The organism is Nosocomiicoccus massiliensis, assembly GCF_002871345.2.
Lineage (GTDB): Bacteria > Bacillota > Bacilli > Staphylococcales > Salinicoccaceae > Nosocomiicoccus > Nosocomiicoccus ampullae_A.
Window position 1 is genome coordinate 1,576,189 of the sequence record NZ_CP136964.1, and the last position, 20,635, is coordinate 1,596,823.

At 35.8% G+C, this 20,635-nt stretch carries 18 protein-coding genes; 11 read left to right on the top strand and 7 right to left on the bottom strand.

The window, feature by feature from the left end; translation table 11 throughout:
* Positions 1-14: 14 nt before the first annotated feature.
* Genes mnhG through CJ229_RS08315 form a run of 7 tightly spaced genes read right to left on the bottom strand, consistent with a single transcriptional unit; the run spans position 15 to position 5,853 of the window.
* Complete coding sequence (gene mnhG / locus CJ229_RS08285; protein ID WP_246827393.1) at positions 15-416, bottom strand: monovalent cation/H(+) antiporter subunit G; 402 nt, start codon at positions 414-416, stop codon at positions 15-17.
* Positions 409-708 (bottom strand): Na(+)/H(+) antiporter subunit F1, encoded by a 300-nt coding sequence (locus CJ229_RS08290; protein WP_070457398.1) that lies wholly within the window; start codon positions 706-708, stop codon positions 409-411. The genes mnhG and CJ229_RS08290 overlap by 8 nt, the downstream gene beginning before the upstream one ends.
* Entirely contained in the window at positions 705-1,184 is a 480-nt protein-coding gene (locus tag CJ229_RS08295) for a Na+/H+ antiporter subunit E (protein WP_068127756.1), read from the bottom strand. Before CJ229_RS08295 ends, CJ229_RS08290 begins: the two co-directional genes overlap by 4 nt.
* Positions 1,185-2,678 (bottom strand): Na+/H+ antiporter subunit D, encoded by a 1,494-nt coding sequence (locus tag CJ229_RS08300; protein WP_068127758.1) that lies wholly within the window; start codon positions 2,676-2,678, stop codon positions 1,185-1,187. It lies immediately after the preceding gene.
* Complete coding sequence (locus CJ229_RS08305) at positions 2,668-3,009, bottom strand: Na(+)/H(+) antiporter subunit C (RefSeq protein WP_102167785.1); 342 nt, start codon at positions 3,007-3,009, stop codon at positions 2,668-2,670. The genes CJ229_RS08300 and CJ229_RS08305 overlap by 11 nt, the downstream gene beginning before the upstream one ends.
* Positions 3,009-3,476, bottom strand: coding sequence for a Na(+)/H(+) antiporter subunit B (locus CJ229_RS08310; RefSeq protein ID WP_102167786.1), 468 nt, complete (start codon positions 3,474-3,476; stop codon positions 3,009-3,011). The genes CJ229_RS08305 and CJ229_RS08310 overlap by 1 nt, the downstream gene beginning before the upstream one ends.
* Positions 3,460-5,853, bottom strand: a complete 2,394-nt coding sequence (locus CJ229_RS08315) for a Na+/H+ antiporter subunit A (RefSeq protein ID WP_102167787.1) — start codon at positions 5,851-5,853, stop codon at positions 3,460-3,462. Before CJ229_RS08315 ends, CJ229_RS08310 begins: the two co-directional genes overlap by 17 nt.
* A gap of 155 nt (positions 5,854-6,008) precedes the next feature.
* Between CJ229_RS08315 and CJ229_RS08320 the strand changes: the two genes are divergently transcribed.
* The 11 genes from CJ229_RS08320 to CJ229_RS08370 all read left to right on the top strand — a co-directional run bounded on the left by CJ229_RS08320 (position 6,009) and on the right by CJ229_RS08370 (position 20,631).
* Positions 6,009-6,596, top strand: coding sequence for a peptidylprolyl isomerase (locus CJ229_RS08320; RefSeq protein ID WP_102167788.1), 588 nt, complete (start codon positions 6,009-6,011; stop codon positions 6,594-6,596).
* Positions 6,597-6,684: 88 nt separating this feature from the next.
* On the top strand, positions 6,685-6,888 hold the full coding sequence (locus CJ229_RS08325) for a hypothetical protein (RefSeq protein WP_068127769.1): 204 nt from the start codon (positions 6,685-6,687) through the stop codon (positions 6,886-6,888).
* Positions 6,889-6,957: 69 nt separating this feature from the next.
* Positions 6,958-7,341 (top strand): S1 domain-containing post-transcriptional regulator Ygs, encoded by a 384-nt coding sequence (gene ygs, locus CJ229_RS08330; RefSeq protein ID WP_040929362.1) that lies wholly within the window; start codon positions 6,958-6,960, stop codon positions 7,339-7,341.
* Positions 7,342-7,505: 164 nt separating this feature from the next.
* On the top strand, positions 7,506-9,059 hold the full coding sequence (pruA, locus tag CJ229_RS08335; RefSeq protein ID WP_371327357.1) for an L-glutamate gamma-semialdehyde dehydrogenase: 1,554 nt from the start codon (positions 7,506-7,508) through the stop codon (positions 9,057-9,059).
* 32 nt (positions 9,060-9,091) lie between these two features.
* Complete coding sequence (locus CJ229_RS08340) at positions 9,092-10,285, top strand: ornithine--oxo-acid transaminase (protein WP_040929361.1); 1,194 nt, start codon at positions 9,092-9,094, stop codon at positions 10,283-10,285.
* Between the two features lie 118 nt (positions 10,286-10,403).
* Positions 10,404-11,006: a TVP38/TMEM64 family protein gene (locus tag CJ229_RS08345; RefSeq protein WP_068127778.1), complete on the top strand. Its 603-nt coding sequence runs from the start codon at positions 10,404-10,406 to the stop codon at positions 11,004-11,006.
* Between the two features lie 10 nt (positions 11,007-11,016).
* Positions 11,017-11,550 carry a signal peptidase I gene (gene lepB, locus CJ229_RS08350; RefSeq protein ID WP_070457411.1) on the top strand — a complete coding sequence of 178 codons (534 nt, stop codon included), beginning with the start codon at positions 11,017-11,019 and terminating at the stop codon, positions 11,548-11,550.
* 14 nt (positions 11,551-11,564) lie between these two features.
* Complete coding sequence (locus CJ229_RS08355; RefSeq protein WP_102167789.1) at positions 11,565-15,092, top strand: PD-(D/E)XK nuclease family protein; 3,528 nt, start codon at positions 11,565-11,567, stop codon at positions 15,090-15,092.
* On the top strand, positions 15,085-18,633 hold the full coding sequence (addA, locus tag CJ229_RS08360) for a helicase-exonuclease AddAB subunit AddA (RefSeq protein WP_102167790.1): 3,549 nt from the start codon (positions 15,085-15,087) through the stop codon (positions 18,631-18,633). Before CJ229_RS08355 ends, addA begins: the two co-directional genes overlap by 8 nt.
* Complete coding sequence (locus CJ229_RS08365) at positions 18,608-19,675, top strand: DUF418 domain-containing protein (RefSeq protein ID WP_070623196.1); 1,068 nt, start codon at positions 18,608-18,610, stop codon at positions 19,673-19,675. The genes addA and CJ229_RS08365 overlap by 26 nt, the downstream gene beginning before the upstream one ends.
* A gap of 65 nt (positions 19,676-19,740) precedes the next feature.
* On the top strand, positions 19,741-20,631 hold the full coding sequence (locus CJ229_RS08370; protein WP_102167791.1) for a fumarylacetoacetate hydrolase family protein: 891 nt from the start codon (positions 19,741-19,743) through the stop codon (positions 20,629-20,631).
* The last annotated feature ends 4 nt before the right edge of the window (positions 20,632-20,635 follow it).

The window sequence follows — 20,635 nt, forward strand, 5'->3', positions numbered from 1 at the left end:
GAATGGGCGTTTTGTTATTCATCAAGTTCTTGCTCTTTTTTACGTTGTTCAATTTTTAATTTATCTTCTTCTGTGAGTTCTTCGTATCCAAGTTCGTCACGTCGTAATTCGTTTAAGATTGTTAGTTTATACGGCTCTACATCTGAGTGGAAGGCACTTCTTGCAAGCATATGTGCACCTGTTGGTGCAATGATGTAAATGAATACGAGTGCGAGTAGCAATGTGATTTCAAATCGCTCTTCAAAATACCAAAAGTATAAGAAAACAGCGAGTAGAACGAGTGATACACCGAGTGTTGAACTTTTACTTGCTGCGTGGAGTCGTGAGTACATGTCCGGAAGTCTCACGATACCGATTCCTGCAACGATTGAAAAGAATACCCCACTTAATACGAGTATCGTTACGATACTAGTCATCAGGATCTCTATCATGATCGATCACCCATCCTTTCTCTAAAAACTTCGCCATTGCGATTGTACCGACAGCACCGAGCATACCGATAATCATAATTACAACGATTAAGTACGGAGTGTCAAGTAGGACTGAGAAAATCCCGATTGTTCCCATTAACATAACTCCAAACGCATCTAACGCTACGATTTTATCGTGTAACGTCGGTCCTTTAATAATTCTATACGATGCGATAACGAGCGCGACTGCCATTCCAATAATTGCGATAATGAATATGACTTGTAAAAATGAAATCATGGACGACCCACCTCTTTAATGAGACGTTCAAATGAGTTTTTAATAGCCTCGATTTCTTTATCGGCATCGACTAAGTTTACCCCGTGGATATATAGCGTCTTAAAGTCATCACTAATTGCAACGACGACTGTACCTGGTGTTAACGTGATAAGAGAAGATAGAAGTACGACTTCCCAATCCTTTTGTAAATCACACGGATACGCATAGAATCCAGGGTATACGTTCATTTTTGGTTGAAGGACGATTTTTACAACTTCGATGTTTGCAACGAGTAACTCATAAACGAATACGAAGAATAACTTAACAATTCTCCATACGCGGATGAGGTAAAACGTACCTGGTAAGAAGTTACGTAATATGGATACGGCAATTAGCCCCATTAAATACCCCATCACGAGAGTGCTCACTGTAAAACTGTTGTTCATAAACGCCCAAAGGAATGCGAGTAAGAAATTGAGTAATACTTGTATTGCCATTTACTCCACCCCCATAATATATTCTGAGTAAACAAACGGATCTGCGAGTGCTTGTGCAGCCATTTCAAAGTATGGATATAAGAAATCTGCACTTAAACCGAATACGATGGATACGATAACGAGTCCAACCGCACTAAAGAGCAGTTTATCAGTCTTCATTGGTTTTAACTCTTCTTCTACAGCGTGTTCACCGAAGAACACGTGTATAAATACTCTCATAATACTGTATAGAATCACTAAACTAGAGAATAAAATAATGACGCCTGAAATATAGTGTTCATTTATAAATAATGATTTCACGATATACACTTTACCGAAAAAACCAGGGAATGGTGGAACTCCTGCAAGTGATAATCCTGCTAAGAAGAATGTCCAACCAACGACTGGGTGAACTGACATTAAGCCGTGTATATCTTTTGCGTTATGTTTACCAGTTCTATAAATGATAAAACCAACGAGTAAGAATAACGCTGTTTTAATAATCATGTCATGAATGAGGTAGTAAATACTACCGATCATACCATCTAAATCGAGCATTGCGACAGCTGAGATAATAAACCCAATCGCAATCATAATGTTATAGATGATGACCATCTTCATGTCGTACGTTGAAATCGCACCAATACATCCGATAATAATCGTTAAGATCGATAAGACGAGTAAAACAGTACTAATATAGCTATAGTCTAAATTGAAAAATAGACTGTACGTACGCATGAGTGCGTACACACCGACTTTTGTCAGTAATGCACCGAACGCTGCAAGTATTGGGATTGGTGGTGCGTTATATGAATCTGGTAACCAGAAGTAGAGCGGGAATACCGCTGCTTTAGTTAAGAATACAAACATAATAACGACACCGATTAACGTAATGACCGTTAAATTACCGTCATAATTAGATAGCTTCACGTGGATATCTGCCATGTTTAAACTACCAACAACAGAATATAAAAATCCAATTCCAAGTACTAAAAAGTTCGATGAAATAATATTAACGACTAAATATTTAAAGCCTTCTCGTAACTGAATCGTACTACTACCAATTGTAAGTAATACATATGACGCGATTAAAAACACTTCGAAGAATACAAACATGTTGAAAATATCTCCAGTAGTAAACGCGCCGTTTACACCCATGATCATAAATAACATCATTGGATAATAGAAATAACGTTCGTTATTAACGCCAATCGATTGGAACGAATAGACTGTAACGAAAAACAGTATGATCGATGTCGTTAATACGAGTAAAGCACTTAACATATCGTAAACGACTGTAATTCCAAATGGTGCAGGCCAGTTACCAATATTTGTAACTAACACACCATCTGTATATATACGCTGTACAATAACTATTGAAAAAATTACCATTAAGATACTTGCGAGTGTTGTGATTGCTCGGTGTAACACAGGGTTTCTACCGACGAGTAACATAATCACCGCAGCAAGACCTGGAATGACTAATGGCAATATAAGTAATAAGTTAATAACCATCGTCTCTTCCTTTCATGTCTTCAGTATCATCTGTACCGAGTACTTTATAGTTGTTTAACGCAAGCACTAGACTATAAGCAGTCAGTGAAAACGATATAACGATTGCTGTAAGAATCATCGCTTGTGGTAACGGATCGGTATACACTTCGACACGTTCATCTAGAATAGGAACGTTTCCGCGCTTTAACTGTCCCATCGTGAGTAACATAAGGTGAACACCGTGGGATAATACCGAAATACCGATAATAATTCTTAACACACCTTTAGAGAGGATTAAGTACGTCGCACATCCGATGAGTACACCTGAAAGAATAATCATTACAAATTCCATTAATCCTTCACCCCTCCAACTGCGATTAAAATGAGTATCGTTGCCCCGAATACGACTAAAAAGACACCGAGGTCAAAGAACACTGCAGAGTGGATATGCACGTCACCTAATAATGGAATGTAAACATCTGTTAAAGCATGTGTAAAGAACGGATTACCGAACACCATTAATAAGAACGGGACTCCAATAGCGAACAGTAACCCGAGTGATATTAATAATTTTAACGGAATCGGTAGCATCTTCTTTAACGTCTTTACATCATAAGCAATCAGTAAGAGTAGCACTGCTGAACTCATGAGTAATCCACCGACGAATCCTCCACCTGGCGTATAGTGCCCTGCAAAGAATAAGTTCAAACTAAACATCGTGATGATGAAAAACGCAACTTTAGAGATGTACTGTAAATGCACATCGTTCATTTGTCGATGGAGTGCCTTATAGCCGGCTCTTTTAAGTGTGCTCTTCATTTTCATCATCCTTTCTTAGGCTTGTCATTCTCATTAAAATGTAAATACCGATTCCGGCGATTGCGAATACCACTGTTTCAAACACAGTATCGTAACCACGGAAGTCAACGAGAATAACGTTTACCATATTTTTACCTGCAGCTAAGTCATATACGTGTTCGATATGATATTCAGAAATCGATTCGAATATACGATGACTGTATGCAGATAATCCAATTAAAATCGAAACGGCTCCGACCATTACTGCAACGATGAAGTTCGTTAATTTAAACTGACGCGTTTCTGGTAACTTACTCACTTTAGGTAAGTGATAGAAACATACTAAGAATAGAGTCGTCGTTACAGTTTCAATCGCGAGTTGAGTTAATGCTAAGTCCGGCGCTCTAAAGAATACGAAGAATAACGCCATACTAAATCCAACTGCACCGAGCATAATAATACTGACCATACGAGATTTTGTAATCATAATAATTCCGAGTGAGACTAATATAACAACAATTAGAATCACTTCTTGAATTCCTATAGGTGCAAGATCTGTAAGACTTAAATTTAAACCAGTTCTAAACATCGTAACGATACTAAAAATTGTTAAGAAGCCGAATATATACAGTAGGTATGTTCTTAAAAATCCTGTAGATAATGTATTCGTTACTTTGTTAGAGTATTTTGTACTGTTTACGAGTGACTGGTCATAGAAGTTATTTAACGTAAAACGCTCCTTAATATAATCGTAAATAAACATCCAGCTTTCTCTAAAGTAGTAGAGTAGTGCTCCGACTAAGACGATTAAAATCGTAGAGAGTAAAGCAGGTGTTACACCGTGCCAAAAACTAATCGATACGTCGACAAAATTTTGACGATCTAAAATTGCACTGGCCGCTGGACTAATAATCGTATTCGATAAAATGTTCGGGAATAAGCCGATAATGACGACGAGCGAAGCTAAAATAACTGGTGAAATTAACACCAGCATCGGTGCTTCAGAAGGTTCTTTTGGAGTATCAAATGATTCTCCAGTAAATACCCCAAATATTAATTTCATCGAATAGACGAAAGTAAATATACTTCCGAGAATCGCAAGTAATGGGAATAAAACACTAATCGTACTTAATATAGTGATGTTCGACTGAGAAATTTCAAACATCGCTTCTAAGAACATTTCTTTAGATAAAAATCCATTAAATGGCGGAAGTCCTGCCATAGAAAATGCAGTAATTAACGTAATTGTAAAACTGATTGGCATAATCGTCATTAACGCACCGAGTCGTTTAATGCTACGCGTACCTGTTTGGTGATCGACAATCCCTGTCACCATGAATAGCGCACCTTTAAACGTCGCGTGGTTAATAATATGAAATACTGCAGCAATGACTGCGACTGTAAATATTTCTTCATTAAAACCAGCAGTGACAGCTAAAGCTCCAAGCCCGAGTAATGACATAATTAAACCGAGTTGAGACACGGTAGAAAATGCGAGTACTGCTTTCATATCATCTTTAACGACTGCGTTAAATGATGCCCATGCGAGTGTAATGAGTCCGATAATTAAAATCGTATTGACCCACGTTAAGCTCCACATAAACACTGGTGTAAAGCGCGCAACTAAATATAGCCCTGCTTTAACCATCGTTGCAGAGTGTAAATAAGCACTGACTGGAGTTGGTGCTTCCATTGCATCAGGTAACCAAATATAAAACGGAAACTGAGCTGATTTTGTAAATGCACCGAGTAAAATTAACACGAGTGCAATGACTCCAACACCACTTGATGCGATCACATCTGATGAAGCAATCATTTCTCGAATGCTAAATGTTTCCGTAATAATGCTAAGTAAAATGAAACCACCGAGCATCATAAAACCACCGAACATCGTAATTAACATCGATTTTTGAGCGCCGTAAGTTGAACGTTCTTTTGTCGTCCAAAACGCGATGAGTAAGAAACTCGAGATTGACGTCAACTCCCAAAACATATATAACATTAAAACGTTATCAATTGTCACAACACCGAGCATCGCTGCCATGAACATTAAGAGGTAGACGTAAAAGTTACCGAGTTTTTCATCTTTTGAAAGATATCCAATCGAATATAGAACGACTAACGTTCCAATTCCAGATATCAAAATGGCAAAAAGTAATCCAAGGCCATCTATGTATACATCGAAGTTCATGCCGATTTTTGGCATAAAGTTTAACGTGTAGTAGATGTTTGACCCACTTTTTACAGTTGGTATTAACGTAAATAAATAAGACACGATAACGAATGGTACTGGTAGAACAAACCATCCGAGATGGATGTCTTTTTGATATTTATACACTACCGGTATAATAACAGCTGCTATTAATGGTAGTAATATTAAAAAATGTAATAACGTCACACCATAACCTCCTTCTCACAATTATATGACTTTATTATACATGAATTAATATCGGTTTTAAATGAACACGATATGTTCTATAATGACTGTTGGAACAAAATGAAGTTTAATCATACAACAATTTAAGTAATGTTGAAATATTGGAGGAAAAATCAATGGCATTTTCACAAATGGACAAAACAGTATTAGAAAACGAACAAAGTGTCGTTATTAAAACAAATAAAGGTGACATTACAGTTCGACTATTTGCAGATAAAGCACCGAAAACTGTAGAAAACTTCGTCACACATGCTAAAAACGGCTATTACGATGGTCAAATTTTCCACAGAATTATTAAAGATTTCATGATTCAAGGTGGAGACCCTACAGGTACTGGTATGGGTGGAGTAAGTATTTGGGATGAGGACTTCGAAGATGAGTTCCACGAAGAGTTATTTAACTTCCGTGGTGCGTTATCAATGGCAAACCGTGGACCAAACACGAACGGCTCACAGTTTTTCATCGTAGAAGCGATTCGTGTTCCGATGAACATGCTCGGTCAATTAGAAGGTGCTGGATATCCTGAAGAGGTAATTAAAACGTATGCTGACCTCGGTGGAACACCATGGTTAGATAACCGCCACACTGTTTTCGGTCAAGTGATCGAAGGAATGGACGTTGTCGATGATATCGCAAGTGTAACAACTGGTCCAATGGATAAACCAGTAGAGGACATCGTTATCGAAACGATTGAAGTTTTATAATTCAGTCGACAAATAATTGTCAGAATTTCATCGTAGGAAAATCCGCATAATTTGTTATACTAATAAGGTAAAGGTGTGTGAATGACTTATGATGGAATTTCTTTATTTCCCTGAAGATAAAACTGAATATATTCCTGGAATTATTACGCTCGTTGTTTGTATCGTATTAGCGTATGTAGCGTTCGTATTAATTCGAAAATATTCAAAAAAACAAGAACAACGTGCACAAGAGTTCGAACAAGAAGTTTTAAATAAAATAAATTCAGACGTGCATGACGATCATCATAAATAGATAGAATAAATGGAAGCCTCACTTAAAATATGCTATTATACAATAGTGTTATAGAAGTGGGGTTTTTTCGTGACAAAACACTACCGAGCAGGTCAATTTGTTAAAGTAAAAGTAACAAACGTTCGGCCATACGGTGCTTTTGTCAAAACGATGGATGGTGTAGAAGGACTTATCCATATTTCAGAAGTGATGGACAACTTCGTACAAAATATCCATCATTATCTTTCAAAAGGGCAGATTGTAAAGTGCAAAATTTTAGCAGTGAACGATAGGGATGGGAAATTAAATCTGACCTTAAAAGAGAATGAATACTTCAAGCAAAAGTGTAAGAAAAAGGCAGAAAAATCGATATTAGATACGATTGAACAAACCGAAAAATACGGTTTTGACTCCCTACGACAACGTATGCCTATTTGGATTAAAGAGGCAAAAGAACAAATGTATGACCGGTAAAAGACTTAGCAAGCGCTAAGTCTTTTATTTTTTTAGTTTACAAAAAACGAACTAATAATACATAGATTTGTAAGTTTATACAAAACTATCTAATAGCTTGAATACTCATATAGTAATGTGAGATTATAATAGAAGATAAACTATTTTTAGGAGGATACTTTTTTATGGATTACTCTATGAATCACTATAGACACGAACCATTCGTGGACTATACGAAAGAAGAAAACAAAGCATGGGTTAAAGAGGGAATTAAAGAAGCTCAAAAGATCTTCGGTCAAGAATTCCCATTAGTTATTAACGGTGAAAGAATTTTCACTGAAGATAAAAGTGAGGTATACAACCCAGCAAACAAATCAGAAATCATCGGATACGTTTCACAAGCGACACGTAAAGAAGCAGACCAAGCGATGGAAGTTGCAAAAGAAACATTTGAATCATGGAGAAAAACTTCATTCTCAATGCGTTCAGATATTCTTTTCAAAGCAGCACAAATCGTACGCGACAGAAAAGCAGAATTTACTGGTCACTTAGTGAAAGAAGCGGGTAAACCATGGAAAGAAGCGGACGGAGAAGTTGCTGAAGCAATCGACTTCTTAAACTACTATGGACGTCAAAACTTAGAATTAGCGAATGGTAAAACAGTACAATCACGTGCAAATGAATACAACCGTTTCGATTACATTCCTTTAGGTGTTGGATATGTTATCTCACCTTGGAACTTCTCATTTGCAATCATGGCAGGTACTGCAGCTGCAGCACTTGTTTCAGGTAACACAGTATTATTAAAACCTTCTTCAAACACGCCAGTTGTTGCGTACAAATTTGTTGAAGTTCTTGAAGAGGCTGGATTACCAAAAGGTGCAATCAACTTCATCCCAGGTTCATCAAGAGAAATTGGTGACTACTTAGTTGACCATAAAGATACTGCATTCGTATCATTCACTGGTTCACGTGACGTTGGTGTACGTATTTATGAACGTGCAGCAGTTGTTCACGAAGGACAAGTAAACTTAAAACGTGTAATCGCTGAGATGGGTGGTAAAGACACAATCGTTGTAGACAGCGGTGTAGATCTAGACGAAGCAGCAGATGCAATTGTAAACTCTGCATTCGGATTCTCTGGACAAAAATGTTCAGCATGTTCACGTGTAATTGCACTTGAAGACGTACATGATGAATTACTTGCAAAAGTAGTAGAAAAAACAAAAGAATTAACAGTTGGTGACCCATCTGAAGATATCTTCATGGGACCAGTTATTGACCAAGCGTCATTAGATAAAATCGAGAAGTACATCGAAATCGGTAAACAAGAAGGTAAACTTGAAATCGGTGGTAAAATCGAAAATGAAACAGGTCACTTCGTTTATCCAACAGTATTCTCTGGACTTAAACACGATGACCAAGTGATGAGAGAAGAAATCTTTGGACCAGTTGTCGGATTCGCAACAGCTAAAGACTTCACTGAAGCAATCAAATTTGCAAACAACACAGACTACGGTTTAACAGGTGCAGTATTCACTAACAACCGTGAACATTTAGAAGAAGCACGTCGTGACTTCCACGTTGGTAACTTATACTTCAACCGTGGTTGTACGGCAGCAATCGTTGGATACCAGCCATTTGGTGGATTCAAGATGTCAGGTACAGACTCTAAAGCAGGTGGACCAGACTACTTATTACTCCACATGCAAGGTAAAACAACTTCAGAAATGTTCTAATATAATTCATTTCTATAATAGGAGGTGTCAGTATGACACAATCAAAAGATATCATTCAACTTGCTGATAAAGTAGCAGCACCAACATATAAACCTCTGCCAATCGTCGTTGACGTGGCAGAAGGTGTATGGGTAAAAGACCCAGAAGGTAACAAGTATTTAGATATGCTTTCAGCATATTCAGCAGTAAACCAAGGTCACCGTCACCCTAAAATTATCGAAGCACTTAAAGAACAAGCAGATAAAGTAACACTTGGATCTCGTGCGTTCTATTCAAGCAACTTAGGTGAATGGTTAGATAAACTTAACGAAATTTCTGGAAAAGAAATGGGTATTCCTATGAACACTGGTGCTGAGGCAGTTGAATCTGCAATTAAAGCAGCACGTCGTTGGGGTAAAGAAGTGAAAGGTATCGAAGATGGTAAACAAGAAATCATCGGTATGAATGGTAACTTCCATGGCCGTACGTTAGGTGCGATTTCACTTTCAAGTGAAGAAGCATATAAAGACGGCTTCCACCCATTAGTACCAGGTTTCCCACTTGTACCTTATGGTGATATTGACGCATTAAAAGCGGCAATTAATGAAAATACAGTTGCTGTAATCTTAGAGCCGATTCAAGGTGAATCAGGTATTAACATCCCACGTGACGGCTTCTTAAAAGAAGTTCGTGAGTTATGTGATGAGAACAACGTTCTCATGATCGCTGACGAAATCCAATGTGGACTTGGCCGTAGTGGTAAATTATTCGCATGTGACTGGGAAGACGTTAAACCAGACATGTACATCTTAGGAAAAGCACTCGGTGGTGGAGTATTACCAGTATCAGTTGTGCTTGGAGACAAAGAAGTACTTGAGTTAATGACTCCTGGATCACACGGTTCAACATTCGGTGGTAACCCACTTGCAGCAGCAGTATCTATTGCAGCAATCGACGTTTTACTCGATGAAAAACTTGCAGAGCGCTCAAACGAACTCGGTGAGTACATGAAATCAGAACTTAAAACTATCGATAACCCAATCATAAAAGAGGTACGTGGACGCGGATTATTCATCGGTATGGAACTAACAGAAGATGCGAGACCATACTGTGAAGCGTTAAAAGAGCGTGGACTATTATGTAAAGAAACACATGACACAGTCATTCGTTTTGCACCACCTCTAATTATCGAAAAAGAAGATTTGGACTGGGCAATCGGACAAATTAAAGAAGTACTTTCTAAATAATACTAGAAGCCGAAACTCTCATACATATATGTGTATGGGAGTTTTTTTGTTGCCTCTCTAAGGCTTCATCATTTAAAAGGTGTTATAATATAACAAACGATAATCGGTAGGTGAAACGATGCAGAAATATATCGAATTGTTTACAACTAAAGAAGGGCTGGAGCAGATATTTGAAGCGTTCGATGGCTTAGGTATCTTCGTCGGCTTATTACTCGTCTTTATAGAATCGTTTTTACCGTTTTTACCACTGATCGTTATCGTCATATTAAATACGAACGCGTATGGCTTTTTTATTGGATTTTTGATGAGTTATTTAGGAAGTGTACTCGGGAGTTATTCAGTATTTCTAGTCGTTAGAAACTTCTTAAAAGCACCCGCAACGCGCTATATTAATAAACATAAAACATTAATTAAGATGCGAGAATTCATTGACAAAAGAGGGTTTACGTTTTTATTTATATTAATGTCATTACCATTTACTCCCTCATCTGTTGTCAACGTGATAGCTGGAGTATCTAACGTAAAAAAACGCGTCTATTTGTATATATTAATCGGTGCAAAATTTATAATGATACTATCGATTTCAATTGTCGGTCACGATGTAACGACATTTTTTACATCACCAACGAGACTTATATTATCAGTTGTATTTTTAGTCGTATTATATGTGATATCAAAATTATATGAACGTTATTTAAATAGAAAAATGAACAGTAATTAGGAGTGGCAGTATGTTAAAGGAAATTAGAGAATGGGTTGTGACGATTGTCGTCGCCCTCGTCGTCGTATTTTTAGTGAGACAATTTTTACTCACACAATTTGTCGTTGATGGTGCAAGCATGGCGCCAACATTTATAGATGGAGATAGAGTATTTGTAAGTAAAGTATCTTACAAGATGCATGACGTTGAACATGGGGACATTGTCGTATTTGATAATAAGGAAGGCGAAGCGTACATTAAACGCGTCATCGGTGTACCAGGGGACGACGTTAAAATGGTCGACAAAGAAGTTTATGTCAACGGTGAACGTATCGATGAAAGTTATGTTTCGTACAAAGGAGATTCTTATCTAGATAACTTTGAGTTATCAGACCTCGGTGTCAATGGTGAAATTCCTGAAGGCCAATATTTAGTATTAGGAGACAACCGACCAGTAAGTAAAGACTCAAGACAATTTGGTCTCATAGAGGATGATCAAATTATCGGAAAAGTATTCTTAAGATTTTGGCCATTTTCTGAAATATCGAATGATTTCTCTGATTAATTAGGAGGTATACGATGATTAAAGTATGGACAGGTATAAGTGGTGCCGGTAAATCTAAAGAGATGTTTAGACAAATTAATGAGAAAACGGATAATGATCCACTTGGACATCGAATTTATATCATAACACCAACGCAAAACACTTTAACGTATGAAGAAATATTAACGACAGATGAAGATAAAACGTACAAAGGAAGTTTAAGAACGACAGTCTTAAGCTTCTCTCGTTTTATTTGGCATGTTTTTAATGAAATTGGACATCGAGAAAAAAATCATATTAGTGAAGTCGGACATATTATGCTTATACATAAAATCCTTGAGCAGTTCGAACCCGACACGTTAAAGTACTATAAAGATTCAAGGCAATATATAAAATTCTCGCAAAAGCTTTTAAAGACGATTCAAGAGTTTATTAACTATGATATTAGTGCTGAGGATATTGAAAGCTTAACGTTTAAAGATAACCGTACGAAAGAGAAGTATGAAGACCTCGTAAAAGTCTATCGTACATGGATCGATACAATTGAAGACTATTCAATTGAAAACATTAACTTAATGCCACATTTTTTAGAAGTACTACAGACAATCGATGTGAATGAAGTTGAAAGTTTAAATCATGCGACGATTTATATCGATGGGTTCCATAACTTTACAGAACTAGAACTTCAACTTATTAAGACGCTCACTCGATTTACTGATGACATTACACTTTTACTGATGCATAGCGGGGATAATTTAGAGCTCTTTAGAAAGACAGAAAACGTCATCGCTAGTTTAAAAAGAGAGGAATTGTTTGGTAGCGATGGAGTTAAAGTCATCGAATTTTCTCATGAAAACTATCGTGCAAACAGTGAGGGGTTATATGAAGTTGAACGTTTTCTACGTAAAGGTACACCGATAAATAGTAATGACGGCATTAAGCTTATAAAAGCACCGAATATGAGAGTCGAAGTCGAAGAAGTGATGCGACAAATCGAGACGCTCGTACGTACAAAAAATGTTCGATATAAAGATATCGGTATTTTATATCGAGATAGTAATTATATCGAAGTACTACGTTATTACTTTGAAAAGTTCAACATCGCATATTCTGTCGATCAAAAGTATAAAATGGTGCAACATCCATTTATACAATTTATGATGAGTGTATTTAACGCCTATCGTCAAAATTTTAAGCGTGAATCGATCATTAACATTATGAAAAGTGGTTATTTAAATTATAAAAATGACGACGATGCATTATACTTTTTTGAAAACGTCATATTAGAATCTGGAATCGATTATAAATCCGGATTATTTAATGATGATTTATTTAGACGCTTTCTAGAAACACGAGACGACGGTAAAGAATTAAAACTCACTGAAGATGATGAACTAAAAATCAAAGCGATGCTCGACTATAAAAACAGAGTGCTCGGCGCATTAGAAAATCTTTACGCTAAATTGAACGACGGTGCAAAAGCGATTGATTACATCCGTACTATATATAGCTTTTTAGAAGAAAATGGTGTATTAGAACGACTCGAACAACATATCGACGATATTGATAACAAAAATCGTCAAAATGAAACTGAAGATGCGTACAACCACTTTATCGGTCTTCTAGATGACGCGAATATCGTATATGGAGAAGAAACGGTTGAGTTTAACATTTTTGTCGATAACTTAATGGAAGGTCTACTTGAAGCAGAATTTAATTTATTACCAGCAACACTCGATGAAGTTACTGTTGGATTACTGGACCTTGCGAAAGTAGAAAATAAAAAATATATATTTATGATCGGTATGAACAATAACGTCATGCCGATGGATATGAGTCATAACGATATTATCACTGACGAAGAAAAAGAAGCGTTTGAATTGAACGACATTCAAATCTCTCCAAGAGATGAAGTACTTCGTCAAGATGAGCGCTTTGTCTTTTATCATGGTGTGACGCGTCCAACGGATGGACTATTCATTAGCTATGCGGTAGGTAATTTAAAAAATGAGCCGACAAAAATTAGCCCGTTTGTTGAGGAGTTAAAAAACGCATCAAACATGCCGGTGATCAATCCGTCGTTATATGGTACTCGAGATGTGGAATATAATATCTCCAGCATCAATAGTATGCGTGATTTACTCCTTGAGCACTTAAGAAATATTTTAAACACACCGAAAGAATATAAAGATACAGTGACAAAAGGTGTTAAAGATAAAGTATTTTTAGAAACACTTCAAGCGCTTAAAAATGACGTTAATCATAAAGACATATTTAATCAGTTAGTGAGAAATTTATCGTATAAAAACGAAAGTGAAAAAATCGATATATCAGTCGCAACAGAATTATACGGTGATGCTTTAAGTGGGTCTGTCTCGCGATTTCATAGCTTTTATAATTGCCAGTTCCAACATTTTATGGAGTATGGTTTAAAACTCAATCAGCGAGAAGAATTTAAACTTGAAGCGGTAGACCTCGGTAACTTATACCACTCAGTTATAGAAGATGTGTTGAAAAATCATTTTAACTATGAACTTCGTGAAAAAACACCATCTGATATTAACAAAGCAGTAACAGAGTCTGTGAATACTGCAGTTAAAAATATTTCTCACGGTATATTTGAACATACGGGATACTATAGAATATTAAAACTAAAAAGTATTGAGACAATCACAGATGTCGTGATTAACTTACAACGTTATTTAGAGGCATCGAATTTTAACATTCAATATTTAGAAGAAAAATTCGGTCACGAAAACGATTTGTTTGGTGCGTATCAACTCGAGACTGAAAAGAAAAACATAGTAAATCTACGAGGAATTATCGACCGAATTGATACAAATGTACGTGAAGATGGTACTTATATCTCTTTAATCGATTATAAATCAAGTAAAACTAAAGATCTCGATTTAAAAGACGTATATCTCGGAACAGAACTTCAACAATTTATTTATATGAATATTATTGAGTCAAATGCTGATAAATTCGGAGAAAATGTACTGCCGTTAACGATGATGTTCTATCCAGTCGTAACTACAAAAACGAGTGCTAACAATCAAACGCAAAATAAATTATTGACTGCGAAAACACCTGAAAAGTATGAAGAGATGTTAAAAGAACTAAAAGAAGATCAGTTAAAACCAAAAGGGTTAATAGTTGTTAATGAAAACGACGTGGATTATTTAGAAGCATCGACTCTTGATAGTCTATCACCACTTTTAAAAGCGGAAGCTGATCCTAGAGGTTATTATAAAGGGTTTAAATCAAAAGGTAAGGTAAGTGGCCAATCAGAATCACGATTCTTATCCATTGATATGTATGAACGTTTTAAGGACTATGCGGTTGAGAAAGTAAAACATGCGGTTGATGATATATACGACGGTAATGTTAAAATAAACCCTATTTTAGAGAAAGGCGTGCTTGAACCTTGTCGTTATTGTAAATTTAAATCTGCATGTAACATCGACTATATGATGAACCAACGTGATTTTGTTGATAAAGATTCGCAAGAAGTAACTGAAGCAGTAGAGAAAATTAAGCGAGGAGGCGAGGCGGTTGAGTAAACAATTTACGATAGATCAGCAACGTGCGATTGATACAAGAGGTAGCGACGTATTAGTGTCTGCAGCAGCAGGAAGTGGTAAAACAGCTGTCCTCGTCGAGCGTATTATTACGAATATATTAAACGATACATATTCTATCGATGAAATATTCGTATCGACATTTACAAACGCAAGTGCGAAAGATATGAAATCAAAGCTCGGAGAAGCATTAATTGATCGCTTAAAAAACTCGACAAACGATAGCGAAAAGAAACGTTTAGAAAGTCAGATATTAAAAGTAAATGATGCACATATTAGTACGCTACATAGCTTTTGTCAGTTTTTAATTCAAAACCATTACAATACGATTGGTATTTCTCCAGACATGCGCACGTTATCTAACGAAGAAACGACGACGTTAAAAAATGATGTATTAGATCAAATTCTTGAAACACATTATCAAGATAACGATGAAAATTTTGTAATGCTTGAGGAGTTTTTATCTACAGATAAACAAAACGATTATTTAAAAAGAGCAGTATTAAAGTTATATAACGAAGCGATTGCGACAGAACATCCACTTTCATTTTTAGAAGGGCTAATGGACGAGTGGTTAGATGTCGAAATGTTAACAGAAATTTACGACCGCTATAAAGACAAAAACTTAAAAATAATCGAAGAAGCACTTGAAGCGGTAGACCAGCTGCTAGAAGGTTTATTTTCAGTACATGTGGACTTAGATTATAACGATGCACAAATTAAAAAATTACAAAACCTCGCGGATGAATTTAAAGCCATCCATTTAAAAGTTAGAAATAACACTGCATCTTCAACAGAAGTAAATCAAAAAGTGCTTCCTAGAAGTACTAAAGTATATAAGAGTATCGAAGATGAAGCGGATAAAAACTATATTAGTCAACTGATTGATCAAACGAGTGAAAAGCGAAAAGCTGTTATAGGATTAAGCGTTATGACGTTAGATTCATTTTTAGAAGAAATGGCAAATATGAACGGTGTACGGAATACTTTTATACAGCTCGGAGTGGAATTAATTGAAGCGTATGGTAAACGTAAACGTGAATCGAACACGATGGACTTTAACGATTACGAACACTATGCGATTGATATTTTATCTCGTAACGATGGAGAGATTAGTAAACTGTATCAGAATAAGTTTAAAGAAGTGATGATCGATGAGTACCAAGATACAAATAGAGTACAAGAATCGATTATTATGCGTTTAAAATCTGGTGATGCGCACGATGGAAACTTATTTATGGTTGGAGACGTTAAACAATCGATTTACAGATTCCGTCAAGCAGAACCTAAACTCTTTTTAGAAAAGATGGATGCGTTCCAACAAGAAAATTCTGGTACGTTAATTACTTTAAACAAAAACTTCCGTTCGAATATCGGCGTGTTAGAAACGACGAACTTTATCTTTAAGCATCTCATGGACCGGGATGTCGGTGAAATCGATTATACGGATAACGAAGCGTTACACGTTGGTCTAGAGAAAAATAAAACGCCAATCCAAACAGAAATTGAAGGCATCGTATATTTAAAAGGTGCACTGTCTAAGGAAGAAGCAGAAATTAATTATGTCATCAAGAAAATCTTAGAGTTACGCGAACAAAACGTCGATTATAAAGATATCGTTATTTTAACGCCAGCACGACAAGCCATCGATACGTATCATAGTAAATTTAAAGAATATAACATACCGTTAGTATACGAAAATAACACGGGGTATTTTGACACGCTTGAAATACGTACGATGGTGAACTTTATTTCAGTGATTGATAACCCGCTTCAAGACGATCATTTAGTTGGTCTATGTCGTATGCCTTTCTTTAATTTTACAAATACAGATATTGCTAAAATACGAGTTAGCGATGAAAACAAACGTGGATATTTCTATAAGTCATTAAAAAATTATGATGTAGACGATGAAACAAAAGAAAAAATTGAATTTCTTTTATCAGAATTACAGTTGTTACAAGAAGAAGCGAAATATCGTTCGGTCACATCGTTATTAAAATATATGTACAACAGATACGATATTATCGAATTCTTCGCGGGACTTCCGAGTGGTGATACACGTAAGGCAAATTTAAATGGACTACTCATTTATAGTATGGAATTTATGAAACGAAACCACCATTCACTGTATGAATTTATAAACTATATTCAATACTTATCAGATCGTAATGTTGATTTTGGTGAGGAGCAAGTCGTAAGTGAGGAAGAAGATGTCGTTAGAGTAATGACGATTCACTCATCTAAAGGATTAGAATTTAAGCACGTCTTTTTAGTGAATAATCAGCGCAGTTTAAGAAGTCGTGATTTAAATGATTCGATACTCGTTCACCCGATGTATGGTGTGTCGATGAAAACTTATGACGCGACTCATAAACTTATACAGTCTAACTTACATTATGAATATATGAAAGATATGCTTCATAAAGAAGATATTTCAGAAAGACTTCGCTTATTATATGTTGCATTAACACGAGCAGAAGAATGTTTATATATCCCATTATTAAAAGACGAATCTTTAGAGGAATTCGAATCTTATCAAGAAGAAAACGCATCGTTTTTAGACTTGTTTGAAATTAAAGACATTGACGTCGATTCAATAGAACCGAACGTACCACTACCAAAAGAATTCAGGTTAAACGCTAGTGATTATAGAACATTACTCGCTCCAATTTTATTTGCGAATAAAGACAATCCATACTTTAAGACATCTATGTATTACGATAATGGAGAAGCGACTGCTGAGGTGACAGAACGTTTATCGCTCGATGACTTATTTGATTTAACGGATAGCGTGTATCCTTCACCAGAAATTATTGAACGACTCAATTATCAATATAAAGGTGGAGACGACTATTTAGAGAGTGTCAAAGACTCTGTCACTGAAATCAAACGCAGAAACGAAACAATCGATGAAACCGCAGAGTTAAGAACGGACATTTACAAAAAAGAAGTTCGACTTAGAAAGCCTGCATTTTTAGATGACACAAAAGATGCACCGATTTTCGGGACGATTATGCATGAAGTGATGGTACAAGTCGTTCATCGAATAGATTCAATCATTCAAAGTGACAATAAAGAAAGTTTAGTACGTGCAATCGTACATAACTACACACAAGATTTAGAATATGTGACTGAAGAAAACAGAGCACGCATGACGGAGTATGGATTACGATTTGTTGAAGATAAAACGATACAATCTATATTTAAAGAGTCTCTACAAAACTATACAGAATTACCATTTATAATGAGTCAAAAAACGATCGATATTAGCGATGTAAATGGTAAGATGGTACAAGGTATTGTAGACTGCTTAGTGAAACATGATGATCGTTATATTATTATTGACTACAAAACGGATCGAGTTACAAATGAATCAGAAGCAGATTTAATAGAACGATACAGTGTTCAAATGGATATATATAGACGTTCAATTGAACACGCACTAAACGCACAAGTAGATGTGTACTTATATTATTTCAATTATGGAGTGTTAAATGTCTATGACTGTCAAAAAGGATAATGCACTCATTGGTTTTACAATTATTTTTACAATGTTTGCCGTTGGAATTTATTATTTACTCCCGATTATTTACGTAAATCCTTACGAGTATTTATATGGTAGAGAGCTGAGATCATTTCAGCTCTACCATTTAATATTTAGTGGGGTAATGATACCACTTCTGTCTCTTGTGACGGGGTTAATCATTTCAAGACAAGAATATGATAAGGTAACCGTCTTAAAACGATTATCTCTAGTATTTTTAGTGTTACTTGGATGTAGTGTATTATTTAATGGTTTTATTATATTATTTGTCATCCCATTAAGTGGTATGGTCGTTTTATTCTTTAGAGAAAATTCATTAATAATTAGCTTAATCACAGCTGTTATATTATTAATTTTATATTTAGTCGTTTGGACAATTATACCAGCGTTAACGTCCGTTTCAACAAATGATATTATATACTCAAGCATCCAGCAACTGAATAATTATCTCGGAGTATACCGTGAAAAAGATATCATTTCGATGATTGAATTAAACGTATCTTCCATCCGTGCAATGGATTTCTTTAGTCTGTTTATGTTCGTCTCATTACCACTTACATTTATCGGTAGTATTTTAGGACGTATCGATATCGAGAAATACTTTAAAACAAAAGGGTTTATTTTAACGCTTGTTGTATTAACGAGTGCACTTTTTATAAAAATGATCGAAGTATTAAGTTTAGGCAGTAGAAGTGGAAAGCTGATTGGGGAAAATATTGGTGGTATGATGCTCGGATTTGCATTATTCTTAACGATAATATTACTCGTCGAACAAGCACCTAAATTCGCGACGCTACTGTTTGAAATTCCTGGGAAATACGTGTTGTTTTTATTTATCGTATTTAACTTTTTAATGAGCATCATTTTTTACGGAATCGGTTTTAATTATTACGGAGAAGTCACAGTGGCAACGCTCGTTTTAATTATATTTATAATACTCATCGTATTATATGCGCTCATGCACATATTAAATAAATTCAATATTACACTATTAGAAATTTTTAAAAATAAACGTTAGTTAATTTTAAAGATATTAAAGCGATGTTTTGTTATACTAATTAAAAGGGATAAAGGAGTCGTCTCATGAAATTTTTATCATTTACTTATAAAGGCAATCCGACTTACGGAGTGAAAGTGAAAAGAGAAGATAGTGCTTGGAGCTTACCAAAACTATTTGAACAATTTGGAGAAGAAAAAGAATATCCAAAAACTTTACTTGAAGGAATCACGACGTATAATACGTTAGATTTCCAAGAAATCGTACGTACTTTAGTTGAAAAAGCTGAAGCGGACGATAATAACCATTTATACAAAGCACCGTTTAACGAAATTGAATTTTTACCACCAGTTGCACCACCAAACAACCTGATTTGTTTCGGTCGTAACTATAAAAAACACGCAGATGAGTTAAATAATGAAGTATCACTGACTGTATTTACGAAAGCAAATTCAAGTTTAGTTGGTGATGAAGGTACAATCGAGTCATTTAGTGACGTCACTGACGAGTTAGACTATGAAGGTGAACTTGGTATTGTAATCGGTAAAGAAGCGCATAACGTTCAACCACACTTAGCCCTAGATTACGTGTACGGTTATACGATTGTAAACGACATCACAGCACGTGATTTACAAAAATCATTCAAACAATTTTTCTTAGGGAAAAGTTTAGCAGCACCAGTTGGTCCATATATCGTGACTAAAGATGAATTACCGAACTTAAATAACGTATCGATCGTTACAAAAGTGAACGATGAGATTCGTCAAGACGGAAATACACGTGATATGATTCTATCTGTTGAAGATATTATTGCAGAAGTTTCTAAGTACGTGAAACTGTTACCTGGAGATATTATCGCAACAGGAACTCCAGAAGGAGTTGCAGCAGGAATGGAGCACCCTGATTTCTTAGAGTCAGGCGATGCGGTTCGAGTATCAATTAATGGAATTGGTACGTTAACAACTTATATTAAATAAAGGA